Origin of the sequence: Paraburkholderia sp. BR13439 (assembly GCF_040948805.1) — a bacterium.
Taxonomy (GTDB): domain Bacteria; phylum Pseudomonadota; class Gammaproteobacteria; order Burkholderiales; family Burkholderiaceae; genus Paraburkholderia; species Paraburkholderia youngii.
Genome location: NZ_JBFPKN010000026.1, coordinates 77,791 through 100,799 on the forward strand (window position 1 = coordinate 77,791; position 23,009 = coordinate 100,799).

Annotated in this window: 16 protein-coding genes and 4 pseudogenes; 12 read left to right on the forward strand and 8 right to left on the reverse strand. The window is 60.4% G+C overall.

The genetic code is table 11. The features are described 5' to 3' along the window. Positions 1-74 precede the first annotated feature (74 nt). Positions 75-794: pseudogene (locus AB3X96_RS35430) on the forward strand (IS6 family transposase); the annotation flags it as partial. A 115-nt stretch (positions 795-909) separates the two neighbouring features. Here the strand turns inward: AB3X96_RS35430 and AB3X96_RS35435 are convergent. Then, on the reverse strand, positions 910-1,422 hold the full coding sequence (locus AB3X96_RS35435) for an alpha/beta fold hydrolase (protein WP_368593365.1): 513 nt from the start codon (positions 1,420-1,422) through the stop codon (positions 910-912). 215 nt (positions 1,423-1,637) lie between these two features. On the opposite strand from AB3X96_RS35435, the gene AB3X96_RS35440 reads away from it, so the two are divergent. From AB3X96_RS35440 to AB3X96_RS35455, 4 genes are read left to right on the forward strand one after another with little or no spacing between them, the layout of a single operon-like run. After that, positions 1,638-2,240, forward strand: a complete 603-nt coding sequence (locus AB3X96_RS35440) for a nuclear transport factor 2 family protein (RefSeq protein WP_368593366.1) — start codon at positions 1,638-1,640, stop codon at positions 2,238-2,240. Continuing rightward, positions 2,237-2,398, forward strand: a complete 162-nt coding sequence (locus tag AB3X96_RS35445) for a hypothetical protein (RefSeq protein ID WP_368593367.1) — start codon at positions 2,237-2,239, stop codon at positions 2,396-2,398. The genes AB3X96_RS35440 and AB3X96_RS35445 overlap by 4 nt, the downstream gene beginning before the upstream one ends. 9 nt (positions 2,399-2,407) lie before the next feature. Next, complete coding sequence (locus tag AB3X96_RS35450) at positions 2,408-3,274, forward strand: dioxygenase (RefSeq protein ID WP_368593368.1); 867 nt, start codon at positions 2,408-2,410, stop codon at positions 3,272-3,274. Between the two features lie 48 nt (positions 3,275-3,322). Beyond that, positions 3,323-4,090, forward strand: coding sequence for a sugar phosphate isomerase/epimerase family protein (locus AB3X96_RS35455; protein ID WP_368593381.1), 768 nt, complete (start codon positions 3,323-3,325; stop codon positions 4,088-4,090). A gap of 5 nt (positions 4,091-4,095) precedes the next feature. Here AB3X96_RS35455 and AB3X96_RS35460 read toward each other — a convergent pair whose 3' ends face one another. Further along, positions 4,096-5,055, reverse strand: coding sequence for an IclR family transcriptional regulator (locus AB3X96_RS35460; RefSeq protein WP_368593369.1), 960 nt, complete (start codon positions 5,053-5,055; stop codon positions 4,096-4,098). Between the two features lie 39 nt (positions 5,056-5,094). Here AB3X96_RS35460 and AB3X96_RS35465 point away from each other — a divergent pair, with 39 nt between their 5' ends. From AB3X96_RS35465 to AB3X96_RS35480, 4 genes are all read left to right on the forward strand, one after another. After that, the gene (locus tag AB3X96_RS35465; protein WP_368593370.1) at positions 5,095-5,973 is read left to right on the forward strand and encodes an alpha/beta fold hydrolase; all 879 of its coding nucleotides are present in this window, start codon (positions 5,095-5,097) and stop codon (positions 5,971-5,973) included. 52 nt (positions 5,974-6,025) lie between these two features. Then, on the forward strand, positions 6,026-7,447 hold the full coding sequence (locus AB3X96_RS35470; protein ID WP_368593371.1) for an MFS transporter: 1,422 nt from the start codon (positions 6,026-6,028) through the stop codon (positions 7,445-7,447). A 90-nt stretch (positions 7,448-7,537) separates the two neighbouring features. Then, positions 7,538-8,326 (forward strand): 3-ketoacyl-ACP reductase, encoded by a 789-nt coding sequence (locus tag AB3X96_RS35475; RefSeq protein ID WP_368593372.1) that lies wholly within the window; start codon positions 7,538-7,540, stop codon positions 8,324-8,326. Positions 8,327-8,529: 203 nt separating this feature from the next. Continuing rightward, on the forward strand, positions 8,530-9,702 hold the full coding sequence (locus AB3X96_RS35480) for an epoxide hydrolase family protein (protein ID WP_368593373.1): 1,173 nt from the start codon (positions 8,530-8,532) through the stop codon (positions 9,700-9,702). Positions 9,703-10,765: 1,063 nt separating this feature from the next. Here AB3X96_RS35480 and AB3X96_RS35485 read toward each other — a convergent pair. From AB3X96_RS35485 to AB3X96_RS35495, 3 genes and pseudogenes are all read right to left on the reverse strand, one after another. Continuing rightward, complete coding sequence (locus AB3X96_RS35485) at positions 10,766-11,035, reverse strand: DUF1488 family protein (RefSeq protein ID WP_368593374.1); 270 nt, start codon at positions 11,033-11,035, stop codon at positions 10,766-10,768. A 152-nt stretch (positions 11,036-11,187) separates the two neighbouring features. Beyond that, a pseudogene (locus AB3X96_RS35490) lies at positions 11,188-12,578 on the reverse strand (phage integrase family protein); the annotation flags it as partial. Between the two features lie 484 nt (positions 12,579-13,062). Beyond that, positions 13,063-13,764, reverse strand: a pseudogene (locus AB3X96_RS35495) (IS6 family transposase). A 330-nt stretch (positions 13,765-14,094) separates the two neighbouring features. Between AB3X96_RS35495 and AB3X96_RS35500 the strand changes: the two are divergent. The 3 genes from AB3X96_RS35500 to AB3X96_RS35510 all read left to right on the forward strand — a co-directional run bounded on the left by AB3X96_RS35500 (position 14,095) and on the right by AB3X96_RS35510 (position 16,603). Then, the gene (locus AB3X96_RS35500) at positions 14,095-15,123 is read left to right on the forward strand and encodes a glycosyltransferase family 9 protein (RefSeq protein WP_368593375.1); all 1,029 of its coding nucleotides are present in this window, start codon (positions 14,095-14,097) and stop codon (positions 15,121-15,123) included. Positions 15,124-15,661: 538 nt separating this feature from the next. Next, positions 15,662-16,414, forward strand: coding sequence for an IS5 family transposase (locus AB3X96_RS35505; protein ID WP_368593376.1), 753 nt, complete (start codon positions 15,662-15,664; stop codon positions 16,412-16,414). A 48-nt stretch (positions 16,415-16,462) separates the two neighbouring features. After that, positions 16,463-16,603 carry a hypothetical protein gene (locus tag AB3X96_RS35510; protein ID WP_368593377.1) on the forward strand — a complete coding sequence of 47 codons (141 nt, stop codon included), beginning with the start codon at positions 16,463-16,465 and terminating at the stop codon, positions 16,601-16,603. A gap of 266 nt (positions 16,604-16,869) precedes the next feature. Here AB3X96_RS35510 and AB3X96_RS35515 read toward each other — a convergent pair whose 3' ends face one another. From AB3X96_RS35515 to AB3X96_RS35525, 3 genes and pseudogenes are all read right to left on the reverse strand, one after another. Continuing rightward, positions 16,870-18,018 (reverse strand): hypothetical protein, encoded by a 1,149-nt coding sequence (locus tag AB3X96_RS35515; RefSeq protein ID WP_368593378.1) that lies wholly within the window; start codon positions 18,016-18,018, stop codon positions 16,870-16,872. Positions 18,019-18,321: 303 nt separating this feature from the next. Next, the gene (locus AB3X96_RS35520; protein WP_368593379.1) at positions 18,322-22,413 is read right to left on the reverse strand and encodes a hypothetical protein; all 4,092 of its coding nucleotides are present in this window, start codon (positions 22,411-22,413) and stop codon (positions 18,322-18,324) included. Between the two features lie 20 nt (positions 22,414-22,433). Further along, positions 22,434-23,009 (reverse strand): annotated as a pseudogene (locus tag AB3X96_RS35525) (hypothetical protein); the annotation flags it as partial.

Sequence of the window (23,009 nt, forward strand, 5' to 3'; positions counted from 1 at the left end):
TCCGGGTTACCGGCGACGCCATTGCCTGCGAACGGCGCTGTCACGTTGACGAAGTGGCCAGGTAAGATGTGTTGATGAAGAAGACCAAATCGCTCTATCACGGCCAGCGGTTTCCGGCGGCGGTCATCAGCCACGCGGTTCGCTGGTATTTCCGGTTCCACCTGAGCCTGCGCGACCTCGGGGAGTTGCTGTTCGAGCGCGGTGTTGTCGTGAGCTACGAGAGCGTCCGTCGCTGGTGCGACAAATTCGGCGCGAGCTTTACCCATCGTGACAAAGCGGTGCGGCGCAAGCCGGGCAGCAACTGGCATCTCGACGAGATGTTCGTGACGCTGCGCGGTGAATCCTATCTGCTGTGGCGGGCAGTCGATGAACATGGCGCCGAACTGGACATCCTGCTGCAGAAACGGCGTGACAAGGCCGCGGCCAAACGCTTCTTCCAGCGCGTGCTGCGCTCAAGCGCAGTGCCACGTAAGATCGTCACCGACCAGCTACGCAGCTACGTGGCCGCCAAAGCGGACATCCCGGAACTGGCGAACGTCAAGCACGTGTTCGTCAAAGCGAGCGCTCGCGTGAACAACCGGGCCGAGAAAAGCCACCAGCCCACACGAGAACGAGAGTGACGCATGCGCGGCTTTCGCGACCGCGATCGTACACAAGCTTTCCTCGCGAGCTTCGGCCCGATTCGACAGCACTTCGCGCTGAAGCGGCATCTGCTGCGCGCTTCGCTCTATGGCAAACATCTCGCAGCTCGATTCACGACTTGGCACGAATTCACGGAAGTCACCCAAAATCCGTTCGCGGTCTTCTGGCTGGTAGTCCCGCCTGCCGAAACTTTGTCTTTCTATCGGCAACGTGACAGCGCCATCGAAGGCACCATTTATCGGGCAATCGCCCAGTCGCCTGTGTGGCTCACTGGCCGTGCGTCGGGCAAATCGGGTCCAGCTCGCGATTTGCGCTGGCCACGGCGCGCTGCCGCGCGCTGGTTCTAAAGGCCGATAAGAATGTAGCCGCGTCCTCTTCGGATAGCGCCACCTGAAGGCAGTCGTTGAGCGACTGCGCATGCGCGGGCACAAACGCGTCCAGGTAGACCAGCGACTTGATGCGATAGCTCATGCGGTCGGCTACACCGGTGATGACCATGCCTCCATAGGAATGGCCCAGGAGGATCACGTCGGAAAGCTCCTCTGCCTCCAGGACGCCGCACACATCGCGAATGTGAGTTTCCAGCGTGATGTTCTGGTTGTTCAGATGCGCCCGCTCGCCGAGGCCCGTGAGGGTCGGGGTGTAGACCGAATGACCGGATGCGCGCAACACATGTGCGGTTTCGCGGTAGCACCAGCCGCCATGCCAGGCGCCGTGCACGAGCACGAAAGTTGCAGGTGACCTGATGCGTACTTCCTCATTCCCTGGTTCCAATTCCATGCTGCCTCCACTATGCAATCCGTCGTTGAACGCGTTCCCACATGGATTGCAGAAAGTGTAGGAATTCGACAAACGGGATGTCAACGATTTTCCTCTCACGTTCCTCTATGTGAACAAACAAAGCTTTCTCCCGAAGTGGTCAAAATTCGCTTGACTTCACTGGTTCTTAAAATCACCATGTAAACACATTCTCATATGCGAACAATTGAACGGCTATGAACACAGAGCTGCTTGACCGTCTGGTGATTCGCGAAGCAATCGAAAACTGGGTCATTTGGCGGGATGCCGGAGACTGGAAACGCTTCGCGGAACTGTGGCATCCCGAGGGGGTGATGATGGCCACTTGGTTTCAGGGCAGCGGACCTGAGTTCATTCGCGTGACGCGAGAAGGTTGGGCACGCGGCGTCAGCATCCTGCATTTCCTCGGTGGCACGTCCATCGAACTCGCGGGTCCGCGTGCGATCGCGCAGACCAAAATGACGATCTCCCAACGCGGTGACGTGGAGGGTCATATCTGCGACGTTGTGTGTACCGGGCGCTTCTACGACTTCTATGAAAAGATGGATGGCGAATGGCTGCTGCGCCTGCGTCAACCGATCTATGAGAAGGACCGTCTGGACCCCATCGAAATCGGCGTGAAGCTGGATCTCGATGCCGCGATGCTCCGCCGCTTCCCCGAGGGCTATCGTCATCTCGCCTATATTCAGACGAAGATCGGCTACGACGTCAAACGCGATATGCCCGGACTCACCGGGCCCGCCGTCGAGGCGCTCTACGCGCGCGGCCGCGCATGGCTCGATACGGGAACGCTGTCATGAGAGTCGAAGCGCGGGACATGCCGGAGGCGGGCATCGATCGTGCAGTGGACCTGATCATGCAGAACTCTTACTCGAACCCGCGTGTGCCCGACGTTCGCGCGCGTGGCCACATGCTCCAGCAGGCGTGGAAAGGTCTGCCGCACGAGCCGATGGAATGAGGATGCCTCATGCGAAACTTCGACGAAGACAACATCACGCAGGCCGTGCTCGACAGGCTGAGTGGCTGCGCGACCCCGCGCACGCGCGAGATCAGCGAGGCGCTCGTGCGTCATCTGCATGCATTCGTGAAAGAGATAGAACCCAGCGAAGCGGAATGGGCGAGTGCCATAGCATTTCTCACCAGCACCGGTCAGATGTGCTCGGATACGCGGCAGGAGTTCATCCTGCTCTCGGACACCCTGGGCGTCTCCATGCTCGTGGATGCGATCAATCATCGCTTCGATGAAGACGTCACTCAAACCACGGTGCTCGGCCCGTTCTATGTGGAGCAAGCGCGCGACTTTCCGCTCGGTGCGCAGATCTCCCGCGAGTCCGATGGGCCGGCGTTGATCGTCGAAGGTACGATTGAAGATACGCGCGGCAAGCCGATAGCAGGCGCGTTGATCGAGACCTGGCACGCCGACGATCGCGGTTTCTACGATGTTCAGCGCGACACCGGCAAGTCGGCGCTCGACATGCGCGCACGCTTTCACACGGATGAGAAGGGACGCTTCTGGTATCGATCCGTCGTGCCCGCTGCCTACCCCATCCCGAACGATGGCCCCGTGGGAAAGATGCTGGACGCTCAAGGGCGTCACCCGTTTCGTCCCGCACATGTACATTTCAAACTGGGCGCACCGGGTTTCGAGACCGTTGTCACGCATGTGTTCATAGATGGCGATCCGTATCTGGACTCGGATGTCGTCTTCGGTGTGAAGGATGCGCTGATCACGAAGCTCTTAACGATAGACGGACAGGTGAGCCCCGGCGGACACGAAGTCGCCCCAGGCACCTCGCTGCTTACGTACCGGTTTGTGCTTCCCGAGAAACCCTGAAGCTAGCGGAAGAACCCCATGCACAAGCTTTCCCTGCATCACCTGACCATGCTCGACGCACACCCGCTGCAGCTCGTCGACGCCGCGCATGCCGGCGGATTCGACTACTACGGATTGCGCGTCGTCGCGCCGACCGTGGCGGATACCATCGTCGACGTGGCACACAATGACGTTCTCATGCGGGAACTCGCAGCGCGAATGGATGCAACCGGTGTGCGACTGCTCGATATCGAGGCGATCTGGTTACAAGCCAGCACGCGTATCGAAGACTTGTTGCCGGCGCTGGAGGCTGGGCATCGCCTTGGCGCGAAGCATGTGTTGGCCGTGGGCTACGACGACGATCGAACTCGCCTCATCGACAACTTCAGCGCACTGTGCGAAGCCGCCGCATGCTTCGAGATGACCGTCGGCCTCGAACTGATCACTTATTGTCCTGTCGGCACGCTAGACGACGCGCTTTCGCTGATCAGTGCAAGCCGTCAGCCGAACGCGCGCATCCTGATAGACACGCTGCAAGTGTTTCGCTCCGGCGCCAGTGTGAAAGATATTGGTAACGTTCAAGCGCGCCTCATCGAATACATTCAGATATGCGACGGTCCGCGCGCTTCGCCTGCTTCGGTGGACGAGCGGCGAACGGAAGCGCGCACCGCGCGCCTGCTGCCGGGCGAAGGCGAGCTACCCTTGCGCGAACTATTGGCGAAACTGCCCGTGGATCTGACGCTTGCAGTCGAAGCACCGACCCGGGAATTGCGCGGCCAGCCATTCAATCAGCAGGCCCGCACGATCATGGAAAGAATGCAACGCTTTCTCGCCTGAGCGCGTCACTCCGCAAAGTACTGACGCTGGATCCGTGCCGCCGATGTCGTGAGAATTGCGATTGCCCGTTCGTCGACCTCTTTCGAATAACGCACGGCCGGAATCGCGAGATTCAACGAGCCGAGCGGAAAGCCGCTCGCCGACAAGATGGGTACACCGACACCCACGATGCCCGGCGTGTACTCTTCCATGGAACGCGCGAAGCCATTCCTGCGCACGTCTTCAAGCGTGGCGAGCAAGGCTTTCCTGGTGGAGATCGTGTTCTTCGTGAAGCGCTCGAAGGTGACCGAGCGCATGTATTCTTCGCGCATCACGTCAGGAAGATATGCAAGTATCACCTTGCCGCCGGACACGGCATAGAGCGGCGCCAGATCGCCGAGCCGCATGTGCGATTGCAAGCGCTGCTGGCTGGTGACCGTGGCGACGACTTCAACCTGATCGCCCTTCAATTGGTTGAGCGCACACGATTCCGCGGTCTGCTGCGTGATATCGCGCAAAACGGGTTCTGCGCAGGCGATCAGGCTGCGCACCTGGTTCGACTGTTGTGCGAGCTTGAGAATAGCGTCGCCGAGCCGGTAGCCTTTGGTCTCGGCCACGAAGCGCAAGTAGCCACGGTCCGTGAGATTGCGAATCAGCTTCGTCAAGCTGCTCTTTGGAATGTCGAGCGCCTCGGCTATTTCCGCGTGCGACATCTCACGGCCCCACTGGGCCAACAGTTCAAGCAGGTCGAGGGTACGGTCAGCCGACTTCACGGTACTCGCCGTCTCGACTTCGTTCGCGCGCATGGTTATCGGGTCCTTGTTCATATAGGGGAACATGGTATCTCGCGTCGGGTAAATGTCAAGAAGGCGGGCGGTGCGCGTGCCGCCTCTTTCCGGGGTGCAAACGCCAAAAAATTGTTGTTCCGTTAGGTGAACTAGTTCACAATGAGATCTATGGGTTGGGCATTCGACCGCTCGACGCATTTGAACCGTGCAGTTCGATGAGATCAGCGATGAGGTTATATGGAAACAGGTCACATCCAAGGATTCGAATCACTCCGGGTTCCCGGTCACGGTGTCACGATCGATTCACTCGTTGGAGGTTCAGGCCCGCCACTTCTCTTATTGCACGGCGCGCCACAGACACGGGTCTGCTGGAGCGCAGTTGCGCCGGTGCTGGCGGAACATTTCACGGTGGTCGTACCCGACCTTCGCGGCTACGGCCGAAGTGACAAACCCCGCGGCGGTGGCGATCACTCGGCCTACTCGAAGCGCGAGTTGGCGCTAGACCAGATAGCGACGATGGACGCTCTCGGATTCGGGCGCTTCAGCGTGGCCGGACACGATCGCGGAGGGCGTGTCGCTTATCGTCTCGCGTTGGACCATCCAGACCGTATCGACCGTCTTGCCGTGCTGGATATCGTACCGACGAGTGATGCAATGGAGGCATTCGACCGGCATTCGGCCCTGCGCTTCTGGCACTGGGCGTTCCAGGCACTCGACGAGCCGTTTCCGGAGCGCATGATCGGCAACGATCCGAGCCTCTACATCGAGACCATGTTGCGCGCACATGCATCCAAAGGCTTTCGGTTCGATCCGTCGAACGTCGCCGACTATCTGAAGACGAACGGCGACCCTGCTGCCATACACGCCATGTGCGAAGACTATCGGGCGGCATGGACCTTTGACCGCGAACTGGATGAATCGGACCTTGGCGTCCGGACCATTGAGGCGCCTGTCCTCGTTCTTTGGGGGCAAGAAACGCCGGCGGCAAATTCGCCATTGGAAAGATGGCGCCGCTGGGCGAAGGTCGTCGAGGGTTACGCCATCCGGTGTGGGCATTTTCTGCCGGAAGAAGCGCCCGTTGAAACCGCAGAGAGACTGCTGCGCTTCTTCTCGTAACGATGTGCTCAGATCCAGCAAGCCTGCGAATCGATGCTACGGAGACAACATTATGGGTACCATATTGGTAAGCAACGAAGCTCGACGATCGGGAGGCGCTCGTCAAACGAAGAAAGCAACCGCGAGCGGCTGGATCGGTTCGGCGCTGGAATACTACGACTTCTTTATTTATGCTCAGGCCGCGTCGCTTATCTTTCCGCAGCTGTTCTTTCCTGCAGGCAATCCTAAAATCGCGATTGTGGCCTCACTCGCTACCTATGGGGTGGGATACATAGCGAGGCCGATCGGCGCCTTTTTTCTGGGCCGGTGGGGCGACATCCACGGCCGCAAAAACGTACTGCTTATTTGCCTGCTTTTCACAGGCCTATCGACAATGGCCGTCGGCCTTTTGCCGACGTATCAACAGGTCGGCGTACTAGCCCCAACACTTCTGGTGGTCTTGCGTCTCGTCCAGGGCTTCGCCGTTGCGGGAGAGATATCGGGCTCCAGTTCGATGATATTGGAGCATGCGCCATTTGGCCGCCGCGGTTTCTATGCAAGTTTCGCCCTGCAGGGCGTACAGGTTGGTCAGCTTTCTGCGGCTGCCGTGTTTCTGCCGCTTGCGTATTTCATGCGCGAAAATTCTTTTATCTCGTGGGGGTGGCGGATCCCCTTTCTTCTTAGCGCGTTCGTCCTGCTGGCGGGATACCTGATTCGACGAGGGGTCGACGAGTCACCCGTTTTCGCCCGGGAAGAGGACCGCGGGGCAATCCCGATGTCGCCGATTGTGGAAGCGTTAAGGCTTGGATGGAAGGATATGATCCGTGTTGCCGGCATATCCCTCACCAATGTAATTGCAGTAGTCACGACGATTTTCGGCGCGGCATATGCGGTCCAGCCGTCCTATGGCATCGGTATGCACGAGAGCATCTTTCTTTGGATTCCGGTAATCGGCAATTGCGTGGCGGCAGTAGTCATTCCATTCGTTGGCAATCTGTCAGACAAGATCGGGCGCCGATTGCCGATCGTCTTCGGCTCGCTCAGTTCCGGCCTCTTATCGTTCGCTTATCTCTATGCCATCAGCGTCCGGAACGTACCGGTAGCCATTGCCCTCTCTATTCTTATGTGGGGGATTGTCTATCAAGGCTACAACGCTGTATTCCCCAGCTTCATGCCAGAACTCTTCCCGGTGCGTTTTCGGGTATCGGCTATGGCGATCGGTCAGAACCTCGGGGTAGCCATCACGGCTCTGCTTCCCGCGCTCTTCGCCGCCGTTGCGCCCCCGGGCGCGACGAATATCCCACTTACTATTGGGGCGCTCACGTTTGGCGTGACCATCATCGCGGCACTTGCCGCGTGGAGCGCACGAGAAACGTATCGTATTCCGATGCATGCGCTAGGCGACCCCAATGCGACACCCATCGACAGGCACGAATATTCGCAAGCGCGCCAGAAATCGATTGATGACGCGATAAATTCCACGGCAATTGAGTGAAGCGACGCCAGGTGGGCGAAGTGCTTGGTATGACGTCGCCGAGCAGGCTGTCAGCCATGAAATCCATACGGTTTTTATAGGATCAGACTCATGAACACATCAACCTCGCATCCTCGCGTGGCGCTTGTAACAGGGGGAATGGGCGGCATCGGCGGTGGCATCACGATTGCGCTCGCGAATCGCGGCTTCGACATCGTAGTTGCCGACCGCCTGATCGACGAGGCGCGTGTGAGCGCGCTGCGTTCAGAAGTACCCGCTACGGCGCGACTCGCATTCGTCAAAGGTGACCTCTCCGACCTTGCCGATCATCCTCGCTTCGTGGCAGCGGCGTTTGACGCGTTCGGTCGCATCAATGTGCTAGTCAACAACGCAGGCGTTTCGGTGCTCTCGCGTGGCGATCTGCTGGACGTCTCTCCAGAGAGTTACGACCTGAACTTTGGAGTCAATACTCGCGGCGCGTTCTTTCTCACTCAGGCGGTGTGCCGCCGCATGATTGTAGAAGAACCGAAAGGCGTAGAGAGCGCACGCTCAATCATTTTCATCTCCTCGTCGAATGCTGCGATCGCAGCACCGGAGCGCGGTGAGTACGCGATGTCCAAAGCAGCCGTTGCGATGATGGCCAAGCTCTATGCCCTCAGGCTCGCAGAACACGGAATCGCGGTGTATGAGGTGCGTCCTGGCCTCATCAAGACGCCGATGAGCGGGGTCGCGCATGAACGCTTCGAAAAGCTGCTCGCCGCGGGCTTTACCCCTTTCAACCGCTGGGGCATGCCGGACGACGTCGGTCGGGCGGTGGCAACGATGGCCTCTGGAGATTTGCCCTTCATGACTGGCGCATCAATAGAGATCGATGGCGGCATGCATATTCAATACTACTGATACCTTGCGCCAGCGCGGAGGCTACTCGACCCATGCCTGTCAATTGTTCACGTCGAAGGTTCGTCATGGTGGGCTCCGCAGCGCTCATCGCCGCAAAGTCCTCGAGTTCCTGGGCGCTTGAGCCACAGCGGGCACGGAATCCACCCGCTGCGAATGGCGCGGCGTCCGCAAGTTCGCGAAGCATCATCGGAGGTAGAAACGAAATGCAGCGATTTGAGGTAGCTATCCCTCAGCAGGAATTGGACGCACTGAGGCGCCGACTGGATGAAACACGATGGCCGTCGGCCGCTACCAGCAGCAGGTGGGAACTGGGGCCGGACGAAGCGTTTGTTCGGCGGCTCGTTGCTTATTGGGTGAGCGACTTCGACTGGCGCGCCCAGGAGCGACGGATTAACCGCTTCGAGCAATTCCACGCCAGTGTTCACGGCCATCTGCTCCATTTTCTCCATGTGAAGGCATCGGTTCCCAATGCACGGACGTTGCTTCTCATGCACGGTTGGCCATACAGCTTCGCGAGTTTCCTTGCCATCGTCGAGCAGCTTGCTCATCCGGAGCAATTCGGCGGCGATCCGGAACAAGCCTTCAACGTCGTGTGCCCGTCCTTGCCGGGATTTGGATTTTCAGCCAAGCCGCTCGCCCCGCTGCCGTGTCGAGAGATGGGATCGCTGATGGACAAGTTGATGACCGAGGTGCTCGGCTATCCGCGCTACATCGCGGCAGGTGGCGACTGGGGTGGTCATATTGCAGAATGGATGGGACTGGACTATCCCGGGCATGTCCAGGGCATACACACCAGCATCATCAGCGTGCGGCCCGAAAGTGCGTTGCGCGGCAGCGGCAACACCGGTGGCGTCGAAACGGAGGCGGTACGTCGTTTCGTCGCGGAGGAAAAGGCGACCTTCACAAAAAAATACGGGTATGCCTTCCAGCAGGGGACCCGACCGCAAGCGCTCGCCTTTGGAATGATGGACAGCCCCGTCGGAACCGCCGCGTGGATGCTCGACAAGTTCCACGGTTGGTCGGACCTTCGCGAAAGGCCTTTCGAGCAGGTCTTCACGCTTGACGAACTGCTCACCGAAATCATGATCTACCAGATGACTGGCACGTTCGATACGTCCACATGGATCTACGCCGGTACTGCGCGCTCAGACGATTTCCTGCGTCAAGACCAACGTATCGACGTACCGGTCGCCGTAGCGCGTTATCCTGACCCGATCTCTCCTATCCCACCACGTGAATTCGTCGAAAGGAGCCACAACGTAGTCCAGTGGACTGAATTTCGAACGGGAGGTCATTTCCCCTTCTATGAGGGACCGTCCGGGTATATAGCAGATATCGTGAAATTTAATCGATTGCTACGGGATAACTATAGCTAACTATTCGGGGGCGCATCGATTGCACTCGTGCGTTTTACAACTTGCGGAGTTTGTTCCACCATAAAGCTTCCAAGCGGAAGTTTTATGGTTTCTTCCAAAAACAGCTGTAGAGGAACGGTATTAGTTTCAGCACTTTCAACCTTATATCAGAGTCGGTCAATCTGTCCGTTCGACATCGACGCCAATCGAGGTGCAACCAATGACCGCTCACGAGAGAGTCGAAAGAGTCTTCTCGTTACGGGGCGTCCGGCGCATGCCCTTGTCTGCTGCGTCATGCGTGCACAAGCACGTATGTGGGCAGGCGCTGGACAACCCTTAACGAGAGTACGCAGCCGTTGACAGGGAACCCGACGTTCGCAGGCGCGACGCGTCGAACGACAGGAAAGAAGCATGAAGCTGTCTCACGAAGGCCGAAGCCCGAATGTCGGCTTCGGCCGAGATCTGCTCCTTCAGACCAGGGGTTCGATGACCGTAGTGCCCCCACAGCCGTCCTTGAATGTGAACGATACTTGTGACGATGGAGGGGAGGGCGCCTGTTGATCTGACATGCGCCAGACTATCGCACTCGGGCGCCCGGCTGTGCCGCCAGGAGGCCATCGCAGATATCGGCGCGCACGGTGTCTGTATCAGACGTCGGAGATTTCGCGCATCGGACCGTCTGCGCGAATGTACGGGAGAACGTCGTCCGGTGATGCGTCACCATTGCAGGTCTCCTTGCTTCCGGTGCGTCGGCCGCCATGTGTGAAGTGTTGGGACGCTGCGAGCATATCGCCACGATCGCTAGTTCAATGCCTTCCGTTCGAAGGCGCAACTAACGGCCCGAACCGCCCGCTATCTCCGTCGGGGAGCTTTGCCCGAAAAAAACCAGCTGACAAGAGGTGGCCGGGTGGCCGTCGCGGCGGGATGCGGTTGATTGGCACCGGCCGGTACGCTTCCATCAAGACGCCTTCGCTTGCGAGCCACGCACACGTCGCTCAACAGACTGCAGACTGGTTGCATGCGCCCTGTCGGAGTGGATTCTGGAGTGTGGCTGAAGGATGCACCACAGACAAAAACCGGTGTCTCAGCGGCGCGAGAAATCTGCCGGCGTCAGCTCTAGTCGTGCTGCGGGATGGGCGAGCAGCTTCCGTTCGGCGATCGCGCGGATGCGGCCGTAGCCATCGCGGAAGGTTTTGAGGATGCGGGCGTCGCCAGCGCGTGGCTCGAGCCAGAAATACGCTTCCAGCGCCGTGATCGTGATCACGCATTCGACCGGGCGGTTCTGGACGACGAGAGAAAATGCCACGCCGCGGCGATTGGCGAGCACCTGCGGCTCAAGTTCGACGGTTTCCATAGGTGGCAAGGACGGCGCTTCTGATCAGGTCACGATGATTTTTGCACAGGTTATGCATTTCAGGTGCGGGCGAAGTTGACGAGTAGGACGTCATAGCGCGCCGCTTCGGACTGGGTGGAAGCCATTGGTTTCCAACGCCGGTTGCGTCCTGACTACCGGCGTCTGTCACTGGCAAAAGCCTCCCCGATCTGTCGTGCCCGCTTCACCTCATCGCTATGCAGGTAGATCGACGTCGTCGACACCGAAGCGTGCCGCAGGTTGTCCCGTACGGTCGTCAGCTCTGCGCCGCGCCCTAGCGCATGCGTCGCGTGGGTGTGGCGCATCCAGTGGGGACTTGCGCGACGCAGTTTCTCTGCCAGCGGTGGATGATCGGCTTCGATAGCCTGTGCGGCGAGCCGGAAGAAGCGCCTGAGTACACCCCAGAGCCGCGAGCTGCTGATCGCTGCCTCACTGTCTGTCTCGAGGCTGCCGATGACCGGCGTTTCCGGGCGCCAGCGCACCGGCGCGATTGGCAACTCTCGTCCGGCGAGATAATGCGCGAGGGCGTCCCACGCGAGTGGCGGCAGCGCGACGCGCGCCAGCTTCTTTCCTTTACCCGTCACGCGCAGCCAGTGATCGCCGCGCGCATCGGTCTCAACGTGCCCGAGCGTGGCGCCGACCAGTTCGCTTGCACGCAGGCCCGTCGCGTACGCAAAGTCGAGCAGGAAGCGCAGCCGTTGTGCGGCCGGGGCCGACCAGCCATGCGACCACTCGAGTCCATCGGCGATCGTGCGCACGAGCGCCCATTCGCCCTCGCTGAACGCGTGCCACGTATCCAGCACGTTGCCGCTGGAGGCCTCGCGCACCTTCACGCCGGCGAACGGATTCGCGAGCGCACATAGCGCTGCTCGATCAGCCAGCGGAAGAGGGCGCCCACAATCGACAGTGCATGCGCGACCGAACGGGCCGACAGGCTGCCGTTGAATGGTCGCCAGTCGGGCGACGTGCGGGCACGCACCGGGCCCACCCAGCGGGCGCGCGGCGACGGGTGGCGCAGGAACGCGCGATACGCGATCACATCTTCGGTCGTGAGGGAGGACAGCGCACGGCCGCGCTCGACGATTGCCCACAGGATCAGGCGCTCGGCTTCCTTGCGGTAGGTGCGCTGCGTGGCAGGCGACTCGTGCAGGGCAAGCCAGGTCTGCACTGCTTCGTAGTCGTTGGTGGCGTCGAGCGCGCAGGTGGCCTTCGGCGCGCGGAATGTCCCCTGGGAGCCGTCGACTTCATGCGGGACCTGCAGCGATTCCCACGGCACGAGTTCGCCGCGGCGGCTCGCGATGATGAGCGCCCGAGCCTTTTCGGTGAGGGCCGGCCATGCCGCGAAGAACGCCTCGATGGCGCGGGCGCTGGCTGCGCCGAGGCCGGGTACCGCTTTCCACCACTGGCGGCGGCGCGGGATGCGCACGGTCAGATCGGCGAGCGTGCGGATGCCGTGGGCGTGCAGCACGCCCACGGCTCGCGGTGCGAACCACTGGGCGACGTCGTCGGTGATCTGTGGTTGTGGCGGGCGAGCTGTGCGCAGCGCGTCCGATGGCGTGCGCGACTTTTTACAGACGCGCTGCGTTGCACTTTTTCGCGAACGCTTGCGGCTGCCCGTGAATCGAACCGGCCGCCTCGTTCCATGTAGCCGCCTTTGGGCACGGCGGATGAGTGCTGGAGCAACGCGGAAGGCGGGGCCGCACACCACTGCACTGCGACGCAATGCGAGGGATACGGCAGGTCGCAGCGGGGGGAAGGGTCATTTGCGCGGTGTCCCGGGCACCAGGTTGCCGGCGTCAGCCGGCACTGGGGCACAGATTCTACGTCTGCAATGTGGCGGCTTGCCGACTGAGCTGGCATCGAGCAGCCCGACGTCAGCTTCCTGCATCAGCGAACTCAGACCGGCCAGCTTGAATTCAAATGTCAGAGGCGCTCTCGCTAAGGACGCTCGCTGGTTCTGTCGCGATAAGAATGGCATGGCGGGCACGAGCCCGCATTATCAGGATCGTTTACATGACAAGCGAATAGAACTGTGCGGCAACCGTGCGGTCGACATCGTCGTCTTTCATCTGGCCCTTCCGGATCATATGCATCACATCGATGCCCGATAGGATGATGCGTGCGCACCGGAAATTCTTGAAACCCATCATCGGCCGAATGATGCGTTTGATGACGCGGTGGTCCTGCTCGATGATGTTGTTCAGGTATTTGTTCTGCCGGACCTTGATCGGTGCCTCACAGTCGGCGTTGAGCGCTTCGAGCGCGGCCAGATTGGCGCCGCTCTTATCGACGGTAATCGTTTCGAGCTCGCCGTTCTGGTCGATCGCCTTCTCGAACTAACGGCGCGCAGCAGCCTTGTCACGATGGGCGCGCAGCAGGAAATCGACCGTGTTGCCTTTCTTGTCGACGGCGCGGTACAGGAATTTCCATTGGCCCCTGACCTTCACGTAGGTCTCGTCCATCCGCCAGCTCTTGCCCACCGGACGCTTCGACCGGCGAAACGCCTTTTCAAACAGCGGCACCAGCTTGATCATCCAGCGGTGCACGCTCGAATGATCGACCTCGATTCCGCGCTCGGCCATCATCTCTTCGAGGTTGCGTAGGCTCAGCGAGTACGCCACGTACCACCGCACGCACATCAAAATCACGTCGAGCGGGTAGTGCAGGCGCTTGAGCACCTTGGCTATGGCCGGATTCAGGTTCTGTTTCATCGATCAAAGCGTTCGCATTCACAATGTCAGCATAGCAGCTTGCCTTTGCCTTATTGCGACAAAACCGTCGTAAAGGTGGCGGTACTCAAGCCCGCGCGGGTAGTGCCGTTAAACCGGTTGGGAACGGCAATCAAGTATTTCTTGATTTCGATGCAACAACGCATACTATTTCATCGATCGGCCGATCGACCGAGGGCGCAGATGAGGCATGGTCATCACCGAAAAAAGACCCGATCGGCGGTGGCAGGAACTGACGCCTCGCCTCAACCGGCGCACAGCTCCGACACTCCCCACATCTAAACGACTCGGCATCGCTAGAGAGGACTTCCTATGCGTCAGCTGATCTTGCGCAACATGCAGTCTCCCGGCGACATCGTGATGCTAACCGCCGCCCTGCGTGACCTGCATCTTTGCTATCCTGGCCAGTTTCTGACTGACACGCGCACACCATGTCCAGCGCTGTGGGAAAACAATCCCTGGATCACGTCGCTCAACGAGGACGATCAAGATGTCGAACTGATCGATTGCGAGTATCCCCTGATCCACCGTAGCAATCAGCTTCCCTATCACTTCATCCACGGTTTCGGCCAGTTTCTCAACTCGAGGCTCGGACTCGACATCCGACCGGCTTATTTCCATGGCGATATCCACGTGTCTGACCAAGAAAAGGGGTGGTACTCGCAAGTAGAGGAGATCGTCGGCGAGGCGTTATCTTTCTGGATAGTCGTTTCAGGCGGCAAGCCGGATTACACCGCGAAGTGGTGGGACCGCGACCGCTACCAGCAGGTGGTCGATCATTTTCGCGGCCGCATCATGTTCGTGCAGGTCGGCGAGGGAGGACACCAGCATCCGTCCTTGTGCAACGTCATCGACCTGCGGGGGCGCACCGATCTTCGACAACTGGTCAGGCTCGTCTATCACGCGCAGGGCGTCTTGTGCCCGGTGACCTTGCACATGCATCTCGCCGCGGCCATTGAAACGAAGCCGGGCATGCCGCCATCGCGGCCGTGCGTGGTCGTCGCGGGCGGCAGGGAGCCCACTCATTGGGAGGCGTACCCGACGCACCAATTCATCCATCGCGCAGGCGCGTTGCAGTGCTGCGCGGACGGCGGCTGCTGGAGATCGCGCGTCACGCCGCTCGGCGACGGCGACGAGAAGGACCTGCCGCATAATCTCTGCGTCGATGTCGTCGGCCACCTGCCGCGATGTCTCGACATGGTCAAGGCATCCGATGTGATTCGCGCCATCGAGCTTTACTTCGAAGGCGGCGCGGTGTCGTATCTGTCGCATCCGGGCCAATGGCTGAATGCGCTGGCCCGCGCCCAAGCGGAGCCCGCGTACGCATCGCACGGCGGATAACTAAAGCGCAGCCGGGTTCAGGTCCCCTATCGCGAGCATTCGCATTTATGCACTTCCACAAACAGGGGCTTATCGGCCGCGTGTGATCCCAAAGATTGTCAAAGTCCGCGAATGGTGCGATGGCGGCACTTGTGGGTCGATGCGCTCCGTGTGATGACTAAAGCCCCATGCGCGGTGCCTGATGTACCAGGTGATCGCGGCGCCGGCGAGCAGTTCTGATGTGCGGGCCATATTGCCGACCGTAGCAAGGGTTCACGCTGCGCGGCAGATCGTGTGCGCTCCGCTCTCATCTGGTACACACTTGCGGGAGCGCGGGCACGAGCGGCCTCGTATGTTCATGCACGAGGACTGGCGGCTGCGGGTAGTCGCGTCGTTTGGTATACGGCGCAGACTTCTCACACAATCCCCGTATCGGATGGGCGTTGTTGCAGAAATCCGGGCGGTTCGCAGCTGGACTGACGTTTACGTGCAACGCTCGGGTTGACCAGGATGTTAACTTCGCATCGAACTGCGTAGATTCTCGATTTTCCCCCAGAAGATGCGCAAGGACGAACGCAAGGCCAGCGAACCCAAAGTGGTGTACCGCGTCAGGAACTGGCGGGAATACAACACGGGCTTGATTGCGAGAGCCGACGTGACCATGTGGATTGATCAAAGCATACTGACGCATGGATCCGAGGCTGGCCCGACCAGGCGCGGCCGGCCGCCTGTCTACAGTGATGGGGCGATCCAGATGCTCCTCAGTCTCAAGCAAGTCTTTCATCTGCCGCTGCGCGCACTGCAAGGCTTCGCCCAGAGCTTGCGCAAGCTCGCCTTTCCCAGCTTGCCCGTGCCGAACTACACGACCTTGAGCCGTCGCGCGCAGACCCTCAAGGTCGCGCTGCCGGCGCGACGTCCCCATGAATCCTTGCATCTCGTGATCGACAGCACCGGACTGAAGGTCTACGGCGAAGGCGAGTGGAAGGTGCGCAAGCATGGCTGGTCGAAACGTCGCACGTGGCGCAAGGTGCACCTGGCGATGGATGCGAACACAGGCCAGATCTGCGCCGCGCTGATGACCCATCAGGACGAAGGTGATGGCGAGGTTCTGCCCGAGTTGCTCGACCAGATTCCAGCTGACGTGATGATCGATACCATCGGTGGCGATGGCGCCTACGATACCAAGGCGTGCCATGCGCGCGGATTGCGGCGCACGGAGCTATCCCGTCGGTGCCGCCGCGAGAGGGCGCGACGCCGTGGCCAGCCGGCACGCCGGCGCCATCGATGCAATCGCGAAAAGCAGCAGGCGTGAATGGAAGCGGGCCAGTGGCTACCACCGGTGCTCCTGGCGGAGACTCTGATGTCCCGACTCAAGATCCTTACGGGCTCCTGCCTGTGGGCGCGCGAGATCGGCTCTCAGGCAACCGAAGTATCGATTCGTGCAGGTGTCTTCAACCGCCTGGTGGCCCTCGCACGCCCGCAGTCCGTCAGTATCGCCTGAGATCGAAAACACAGATGTCATGTTGTCGTTACGCCTGATTAACGCAACAACGCCTATCAAATGCATCGAGCGATGTACGAACTTTTCCGCTTTCCTGAGCGGGCTGGTTTGGGGGCACAGCGCGGTACTGAGTTCTTTCAACACACTGTACGACTGCATTCCGCTCTGCGGCGCAAGTACAGGAAAAACTGATCGACGTACGCTGTATGCTGCGACGTGCATACAAAACAGGAGGCGGCGATTGCGAGCCATGGCGTCTCCGCAGACTACAGCAATGCTTGCGCCGCCTCGAACGCGCATTCACCGCTAATGATTCGACTGCCGACCGCCATCGTTCGATAACTCAGCCTGTCTCGCGAGGCGAAACTACCAGGCCTTTTATCAAGTTGTTTGTCTTGGATGTTGCGACTGATGACATGGATCGAAATATCCTTCGGCTCATCGTACCAGCTTGGAAGATGCTCGATCCACAAACCAACGACCGGAAGGTCGGGGGTCACCATCGCGAGATGGTAGGGGCCCGCCGGCACTCCGATGAAAAGCTCTGCAAATGACAGGACCACTTTCAGGATAAGGCCGAATGGGATAGATGAAGCGCCCGATATCCCGAAGACTTCGGCATAACTTACGGCGTGAAGCTCACGCGACCTGACAGTGTCGTCCCCAGTGAAAAGTCTGTCTTCGATGACCAAGAAATTCCACCGAGGATCATTCCGAAGCATCAAACGCATGAAATCTCTGCATTCTTCACCTTCACGCGCACATTCGCGGGGAAGGTCTTCGCGCCACATATGCCCCCAATTTTTGCCAACCGCGGTGTATCCATTGCGGCCAACAATACAAAGCCTGCCACCGGTGTTACCAAAGGCGTTTTGAAGTCGCGACTCCACCCATTGGACGAGCCATGGCGATGCTCGGAAATTTATGGAACTCGGCAGCCGTTGGTCCAAGGAGGAATCTCGCAATCGGGATTCCGGGGCTAACAGACGTAACAGGTTCCTCGCTTTGGTGTGAAAGGGATAGGGCGCGTCACCCCAAACTTCCGGATACGACGACCACAGCACGGTTCGGATATCGTTCTGCTTGCAGCAATCATGCAGTGCTATCGGCAATCGGAGTTCTAGTTCCCCTCCATTGACATGCTCGTATTGAATACCGAAGTGCTTGTTTAGGAAGTCTCCGCCGTCGTCGCACTGAGTCGAATTGAACCCGAGATATACGGGAGTCACCGACTCGTGTGAATCAAAGATGGAAACATTGTCATCGCCGTATCGGGTGATCCAGTAGCGATTGGAGGTCTCGAGAAATGGCAGGACAGCAGCGAGGTGAATCCAATCTCCAAAGCCATGCGGCCAATAGATCAATACGTTGCTGTTTCGAACGTCGCGAAAGTTGCCGCCATCGTGTGAATACACTCGTGCTCGCCATGGTCGCGTGGGCATTGCCCCGGGCGAGATCGTGTCCGCTTGCGTGAACGGCTTTGCCTGAGACCGGCGGAGTAGCAATTGTGTCGGATTGCCCCCTCGAAGATCCGGATTATAACTCGGTGAGTCTCGTGGTACGACCTGCTCGGGGGCAACCGTCGGCATCGCTATATTGCGTAGATGCGCGAGGTCATTCCGTAGCCGGCGAATGTCGTTACGCACCATCTCTTCAGTCCATGTTTCTTGATCCATGTCTGCGCCTCGAAATGCTCGATCGAAGGTATCTCGGACGGCTCATAGTTTAAGCGGATGATGCTCGACGAACACGATGCGGCTCGCTTTGCGCGTCGGCACCTTGCCGTAGGGATTTTCTCCATCGACAACGTATTCCTCGTATTCTGCGACGACGAGCCTGATCTGCCCGCACGTGACCTTCGCCGGGATCGACACTTGTCCATTCCATAGAACCTGCGCGGGTGCTCCGGGGGCCGCCTCGCCTTTGCCCGGCGTGACAACGGCGTCGGTCAGCAACTGCCAACCAAAATCGTCGCCGAGACGGGGCTCCAGCCGCTCGACCCAGACCTCGATCACGCTGGTTTTTGCAGGCACGACGTCGGCTGCGGCGGACTCGCTCTTTGCCTCCTGCCATCCACTCGAACTCGCGTAACCGGTACCGGACACGGTGACCTGCCATTGGCGTGGCTCTGTCGCCGCGATGGCCACCCACCGGCCCGGCGCGAGCGCCAGAAAATCCGCCAGCACGATTCCCGACAGCCATGCCTCGTCCGCCGAGATCGGCTGGTAGCGCGCCAGCGCGAGACGGATCAACGGGAAGTAGGAGCCTGTCGCGGCAATCTCGATGTCGCAATGCCACAGTTGCCGGTCGGCATCCCAGAAGACGTCGTGTGGCGCGACCTCGAGCTTGAGCGTGCCGGCTGGCACGCCCGGGGGATTGAAGCCCGTCGCCTTGAACGTCCCCGGCCGCTGATCGGCCTCGGTGGCCGGGGCGCCGGGTGGCAGCCATTTGCCGCTTGCATCGGGCGCGAAGCGCGCGAGCGGGAAGTCGCCCCGCCGCGGGCCAATGCCCGCAACCAGCGCCGAATCCCACACCGGGTCGTTACCCCACAAGGTCGCGTAGCGCTTGAGAGGATGGCCGTTCGGCTCGCTCTCGGGGTCGCCCGTGAAGTCCGCGGGCGGCAGCACCACCGCGAGCATTTCGCCATAACCAGAAACGTTCCACGGCCGGTCCAGATACACGCGGATGCCGCCGCGTCGTTCGCTGACCGCGTGGCCGTCCGTATCCTCTCCACGGCGCCAGCCGAAGGTCGGCACTGCGTAGAGATACGAGGGAACGGGAGGCGGTGCCGAGTTTGGTATCCATCTCACGCTGCTCGATCCGCTCACCTTGATGTGCTCGTCGGTGGTCGCCGTCGCGCCGGAGTCGTCCTGGCCCGTCAGGATCGCGGCGGGCATGAATTCGCGAAACCGGGTCGTCGCGTCAAACGCGTATTCGATCCGCCGATAGCGAGTGTCGTGAAATTCGTGCGACTTGGGCAGGATGCCCTTGAGAAGCGCGTTGATGCCGACGAGGTCCGCTCCGGCAATGCTGTGCTCGGGATGTCCGCCGCCCGGGTTACCGTCCTGGACGTTCGCGTAGTCCGTACTGTCTGTAATTTTCACAGAGAATGCGACGTCGTCGCGCTGACGGTCGCCCGGCGCCGCGCCATCGTCCGAAGGTTCATGCCAGCGGGCCAGCAGGTCGAGGCGATCGGTGGTAGCGAGCGAGCAGTTCACGAGCATCATCGGTCGTACGGAAGTGCTGCCCAAATCGCGCTTCATGATCTGCAAGAGCGAAATGTCGGGCGCCACGAGGGGGCGCTGCACAGCATGCACGATCGTCAACTCTCGTGCTGGCGTGAGCATCCAGTGTTGTCCGTTAAGCGCCCGCGTGCGCTGCGCGTTCTGGTCGAATGCCTTCAGCCACCCGAAGATGCCCATATTTGCCAGTGACGCGTCATCGAGCGTCGACGACAGCCTGATGCGTGCACGCACGCCCTTGGGAAGAGGCACGCGCAGGCGCCGGCTGGCCGCATCGAACCACGGTTTCGCCGCCCCGCCGTCAAAGACCTCGATGACGAAAGGTTGTGCCTCGGGCCACGCGCCACCGGGGTAGAAGGGGACCAGGATGATCTCGTCGTCCGCGATGTTCGGATGACTGAATATGCGCACCGCGACGGTGCCCGCATATGGATCAGGCAGATAGGTCATCGCCCTCCCGTCTTCGTACACGGCGAAGGTGGTGTCGGAGGGCGATCCGCCCAACGGCCCCTGCATTGGTAGCGTAACTTCGCGCAGCACCGCATCGGGATCCTGCGCGTCTCGATCCTTGTCATGCGCGAGCATCGTGAACGTAGAGGGATCGACACGGCCTGCGTGATCGAGCATGCCGTGATGCTCGACGTCGCGCGCGCTCACGCGCGGCGGCAGCGCGGCCCGATGCGCTTGCTGTGCGGACGGCGTGTCACTATCCGCGGGTGTGTCATTGAAGCTGCGGATCGCCATGCAGTTCATCGATTCGCCCTCCGCCGGCGCTTCGACCGCGCCGCCGTCCGACAACAGTCCAACCACCGGCGCGGCCACCGGCTCGAAGCGAAGATACGTCTGCGCGTGCGCGTCAGGTTGCTCCGAGCCAAAGTCACCAGTGCGGAACGGCAATGAGTTACCGGCCAGATCAACAGCGCGCGCCCTGATCCAGTAGCGGCGGCCAAATCGTAGCCGAGGCAGTGAGGCCTTCACCGCCTTAAAGCGCGAAGTGAGCTGCACACCAGGCGGCACGTCCGCCTGGGTACCGTCCGGTGCCTGATCGACTGCGTCGTCGGGCAGGATAGCCTGCCCGGGCAGCGGCGCCGCGAGACTCCAGCCGTGCCATGTCATGAGGGCCTCGTGCAGCGAGAGCACCTTGGTGGTGCTCGCTGGGTCGGGTGGTGTCGTGGCGGCGAGCCGGATGGTGCTTTCCTCTTCGCCCGCCGCTGGCTGCACGGTCACTTTGCCATCGCCTAGCGAATAGGTCGCAGTCCGGCGGCACAGTGAGGCCCAGGCACCCGTCGTCGCATCCCAGATGTCGAAGCGATAGCCGCGCACCAGATCCTCGGCATGCAGAGGAACCCGATCGGACTTACTACCGCCTATCTGATTCTCGAGGGAAGCGTTGCGGTCCTTGTTTGCAGCGAGACGGCTCGACAACCAGTCGCCGCGCTCGCGTTCCACGAGCATCAGTCCGGCCGTCCTCAGTGCCGGCGCGCCGATCGCGTCTTCCTGCCGGGTGACGGGATCAACGCGCGCATCCAGATCCGTGCGGCGCAGCAGCGAACGGGCAAAATTCATCGCCTTCAGTCCTGCACTGTCGATGTCCGCTTGCAGTAATGTGAAGCGCTTCGCATCGAGATCGAGCAACCCGTCTTTCACCAGATATTTCGCCCCCGGATCGGACGTGGCTTCGAAGGACTTGGCGCTCAGAAGCGTGCGCGTGACGGGCGCAGCATGGCCAGCGACGTGTGTGGCAAGGGCGCCCTTCGGAAAGACGAGCTGCACCGACAGGTCGGCTTCATTCGACGCCTTGAAGTCGTTGGAGAGAAGCAGATCGACAACCAGACCAAGCTTTCGCAGCAAGGTCGGGTAAGAGCCCATGGACGCGACAATCTGATGAAACTCCAGTTGTTGCGCCAGTTCATCGGGCTTCGGCATTGGCGGACTGACATATTCGTTCCACGCCGCCTTAATGCGCGGGTCATCCGTTCGCGTCACTTGTCGGCGCGCAGCCGGGGCGAGGGGAGTATGAAAGTCACTGAATTGCTGGAGCGCGAAGTTCAATTCGCGCGAGTCGGGGCCGGGAATGTCCCCGTCGATCTCATCCAGCAAGAATACCGCCGTCATCCATTCGCCCCAGTCTCGGCTGTCGACGAAATCCGAGACGGGCGGCAAGTTGTCGCCTGCCTTCGCGGCCAGGTCGCCATAGAGCGACGCCACGCGATTTCCGAGATCGGTCGCGTCGAATGTTTTGATGGTGTGCTTCGAGTAGTCCGTGAAGCTGTAGCTCCGGACACCTAGATCGGCACGGAAGAGTGCGCGCCAGACCGCGGAATCGGGCATGCCTAGCGTCGGGTCCAGCCGGTCGGTTGAACCGCCGCCGCCCATCGCCACCGATACACTCTTGTGGTTGTACGACACCTTCAGGCTGCCCTTCGCCAGCGAATTCGGCCAGTCGAGCCAGTCGGCGAAGCTGTCGAGTCTCTTCGGGTCACTTTCGCAATCGAGCCTTGGAGAGAGAAAGACCGAAAGCCGCAGTTGCTTGCCATCGTCGCTGTAGCCATTCGGCAGCGCGGTCAAAACGAACGATTGCTGGGCCATCAGACCGCCTCCACGGCGAACGCGTCGCAATAGTCGGCCCAGACCTGTTCGTTAGGGACCTGGTCGATGAACTTCGGATCTCCGGCGCTGCCCGCAAATTCCCGCCTGCAACGCACCGAGACGGACGTGCTGAACATGAGGATGTCAATCTCGACGGTGAGCTGCGCCTCGCCGTATACAATGGATGAATTGCCGGCTTTCTGGTAGCCGAGTTGCAAATTGAAAGTCAGCGACACTGAAATGAGTGCGAGTACGCACAGCTCGCCGTGAATGCGCACATATCCGGCAAGCTCAACCGTGCCTTGGCCTGGTGTCGGTTCGAGCCAATGGAAATAGACGCCGGCCTTGATCTCGACGCTGCCGGACGCGACGCCGAGATCGAGCGCGACCATCGCGCCGAACTCGAGCGCTGCCTCAATCTCATTTACACCCGCCGACGAGATACCAATGCCGAAGAAGCCGCCGCCGCCGAGCAGCGACACCGCCAGGCTAAACGGGTGCTCGCGTTGCGAAAAATAAAAGTTAACGCGCGCCGGGGTGGCGTCGAACGGCAGGCTGAAGCTCGCGCCTAATGA

What these genes read in the sequence shown, in the direction of transcription:
- AB3X96_RS35465 (WP_368593370.1), top strand. Translation starts at nt 5,095, where the DNA reads ATGGAAACAGGTCACATCCAAGGATTCGAATCACTCCGGGTTCCCGGT.
- AB3X96_RS35450 (WP_368593368.1), top strand. Translation starts at nt 2,408, where the DNA reads ATGCGAAACTTCGACGAAGACAACATCACGCAGGCCGTGCTCGACAGG.
- AB3X96_RS35510 (WP_368593377.1), top strand. Translation starts at nt 16,463, where the DNA reads ATGTCCCGACTCAAGATCCTTACGGGCTCCTGCCTGTGGGCGCGCGAG.
- AB3X96_RS35485 (WP_368593374.1), bottom strand. Translation starts at nt 11,035, where the DNA reads ATGGAAACCGTCGAACTTGAGCCGCAGGTGCTCGCCAATCGCCGCGGC.
- AB3X96_RS35470 (WP_368593371.1), top strand. Translation starts at nt 6,026, where the DNA reads ATGGGTACCATATTGGTAAGCAACGAAGCTCGACGATCGGGAGGCGCT.
- AB3X96_RS35460 (WP_368593369.1), bottom strand. Translation starts at nt 5,055, where the DNA reads ATGCGTCGAGCGGTCGAATGCCCAACCCATAGATCTCATTGTGAACTA.
- AB3X96_RS35475 (WP_368593372.1), top strand. Translation starts at nt 7,538, where the DNA reads ATGAACACATCAACCTCGCATCCTCGCGTGGCGCTTGTAACAGGGGGA.
- AB3X96_RS35455 (WP_368593381.1), top strand. Translation starts at nt 3,323, where the DNA reads ATGCTCGACGCACACCCGCTGCAGCTCGTCGACGCCGCGCATGCCGGC.
- AB3X96_RS35445 (WP_368593367.1), top strand. Translation starts at nt 2,237, where the DNA reads ATGAGAGTCGAAGCGCGGGACATGCCGGAGGCGGGCATCGATCGTGCA.
- AB3X96_RS35500 (WP_368593375.1), top strand. Translation starts at nt 14,095, where the DNA reads ATGCGTCAGCTGATCTTGCGCAACATGCAGTCTCCCGGCGACATCGTG.
- AB3X96_RS35480 (WP_368593373.1), top strand. Translation starts at nt 8,530, where the DNA reads ATGCAGCGATTTGAGGTAGCTATCCCTCAGCAGGAATTGGACGCACTG.
- AB3X96_RS35440 (WP_368593366.1), top strand. Translation starts at nt 1,638, where the DNA reads ATGAACACAGAGCTGCTTGACCGTCTGGTGATTCGCGAAGCAATCGAA.
- AB3X96_RS35505 (WP_368593376.1), top strand. Translation starts at nt 15,662, where the DNA reads ATGCGCAAGGACGAACGCAAGGCCAGCGAACCCAAAGTGGTGTACCGC.
- AB3X96_RS35435 (WP_368593365.1), bottom strand. Translation starts at nt 1,422, where the DNA reads ATGGAATTGGAACCAGGGAATGAGGAAGTACGCATCAGGTCACCTGCA.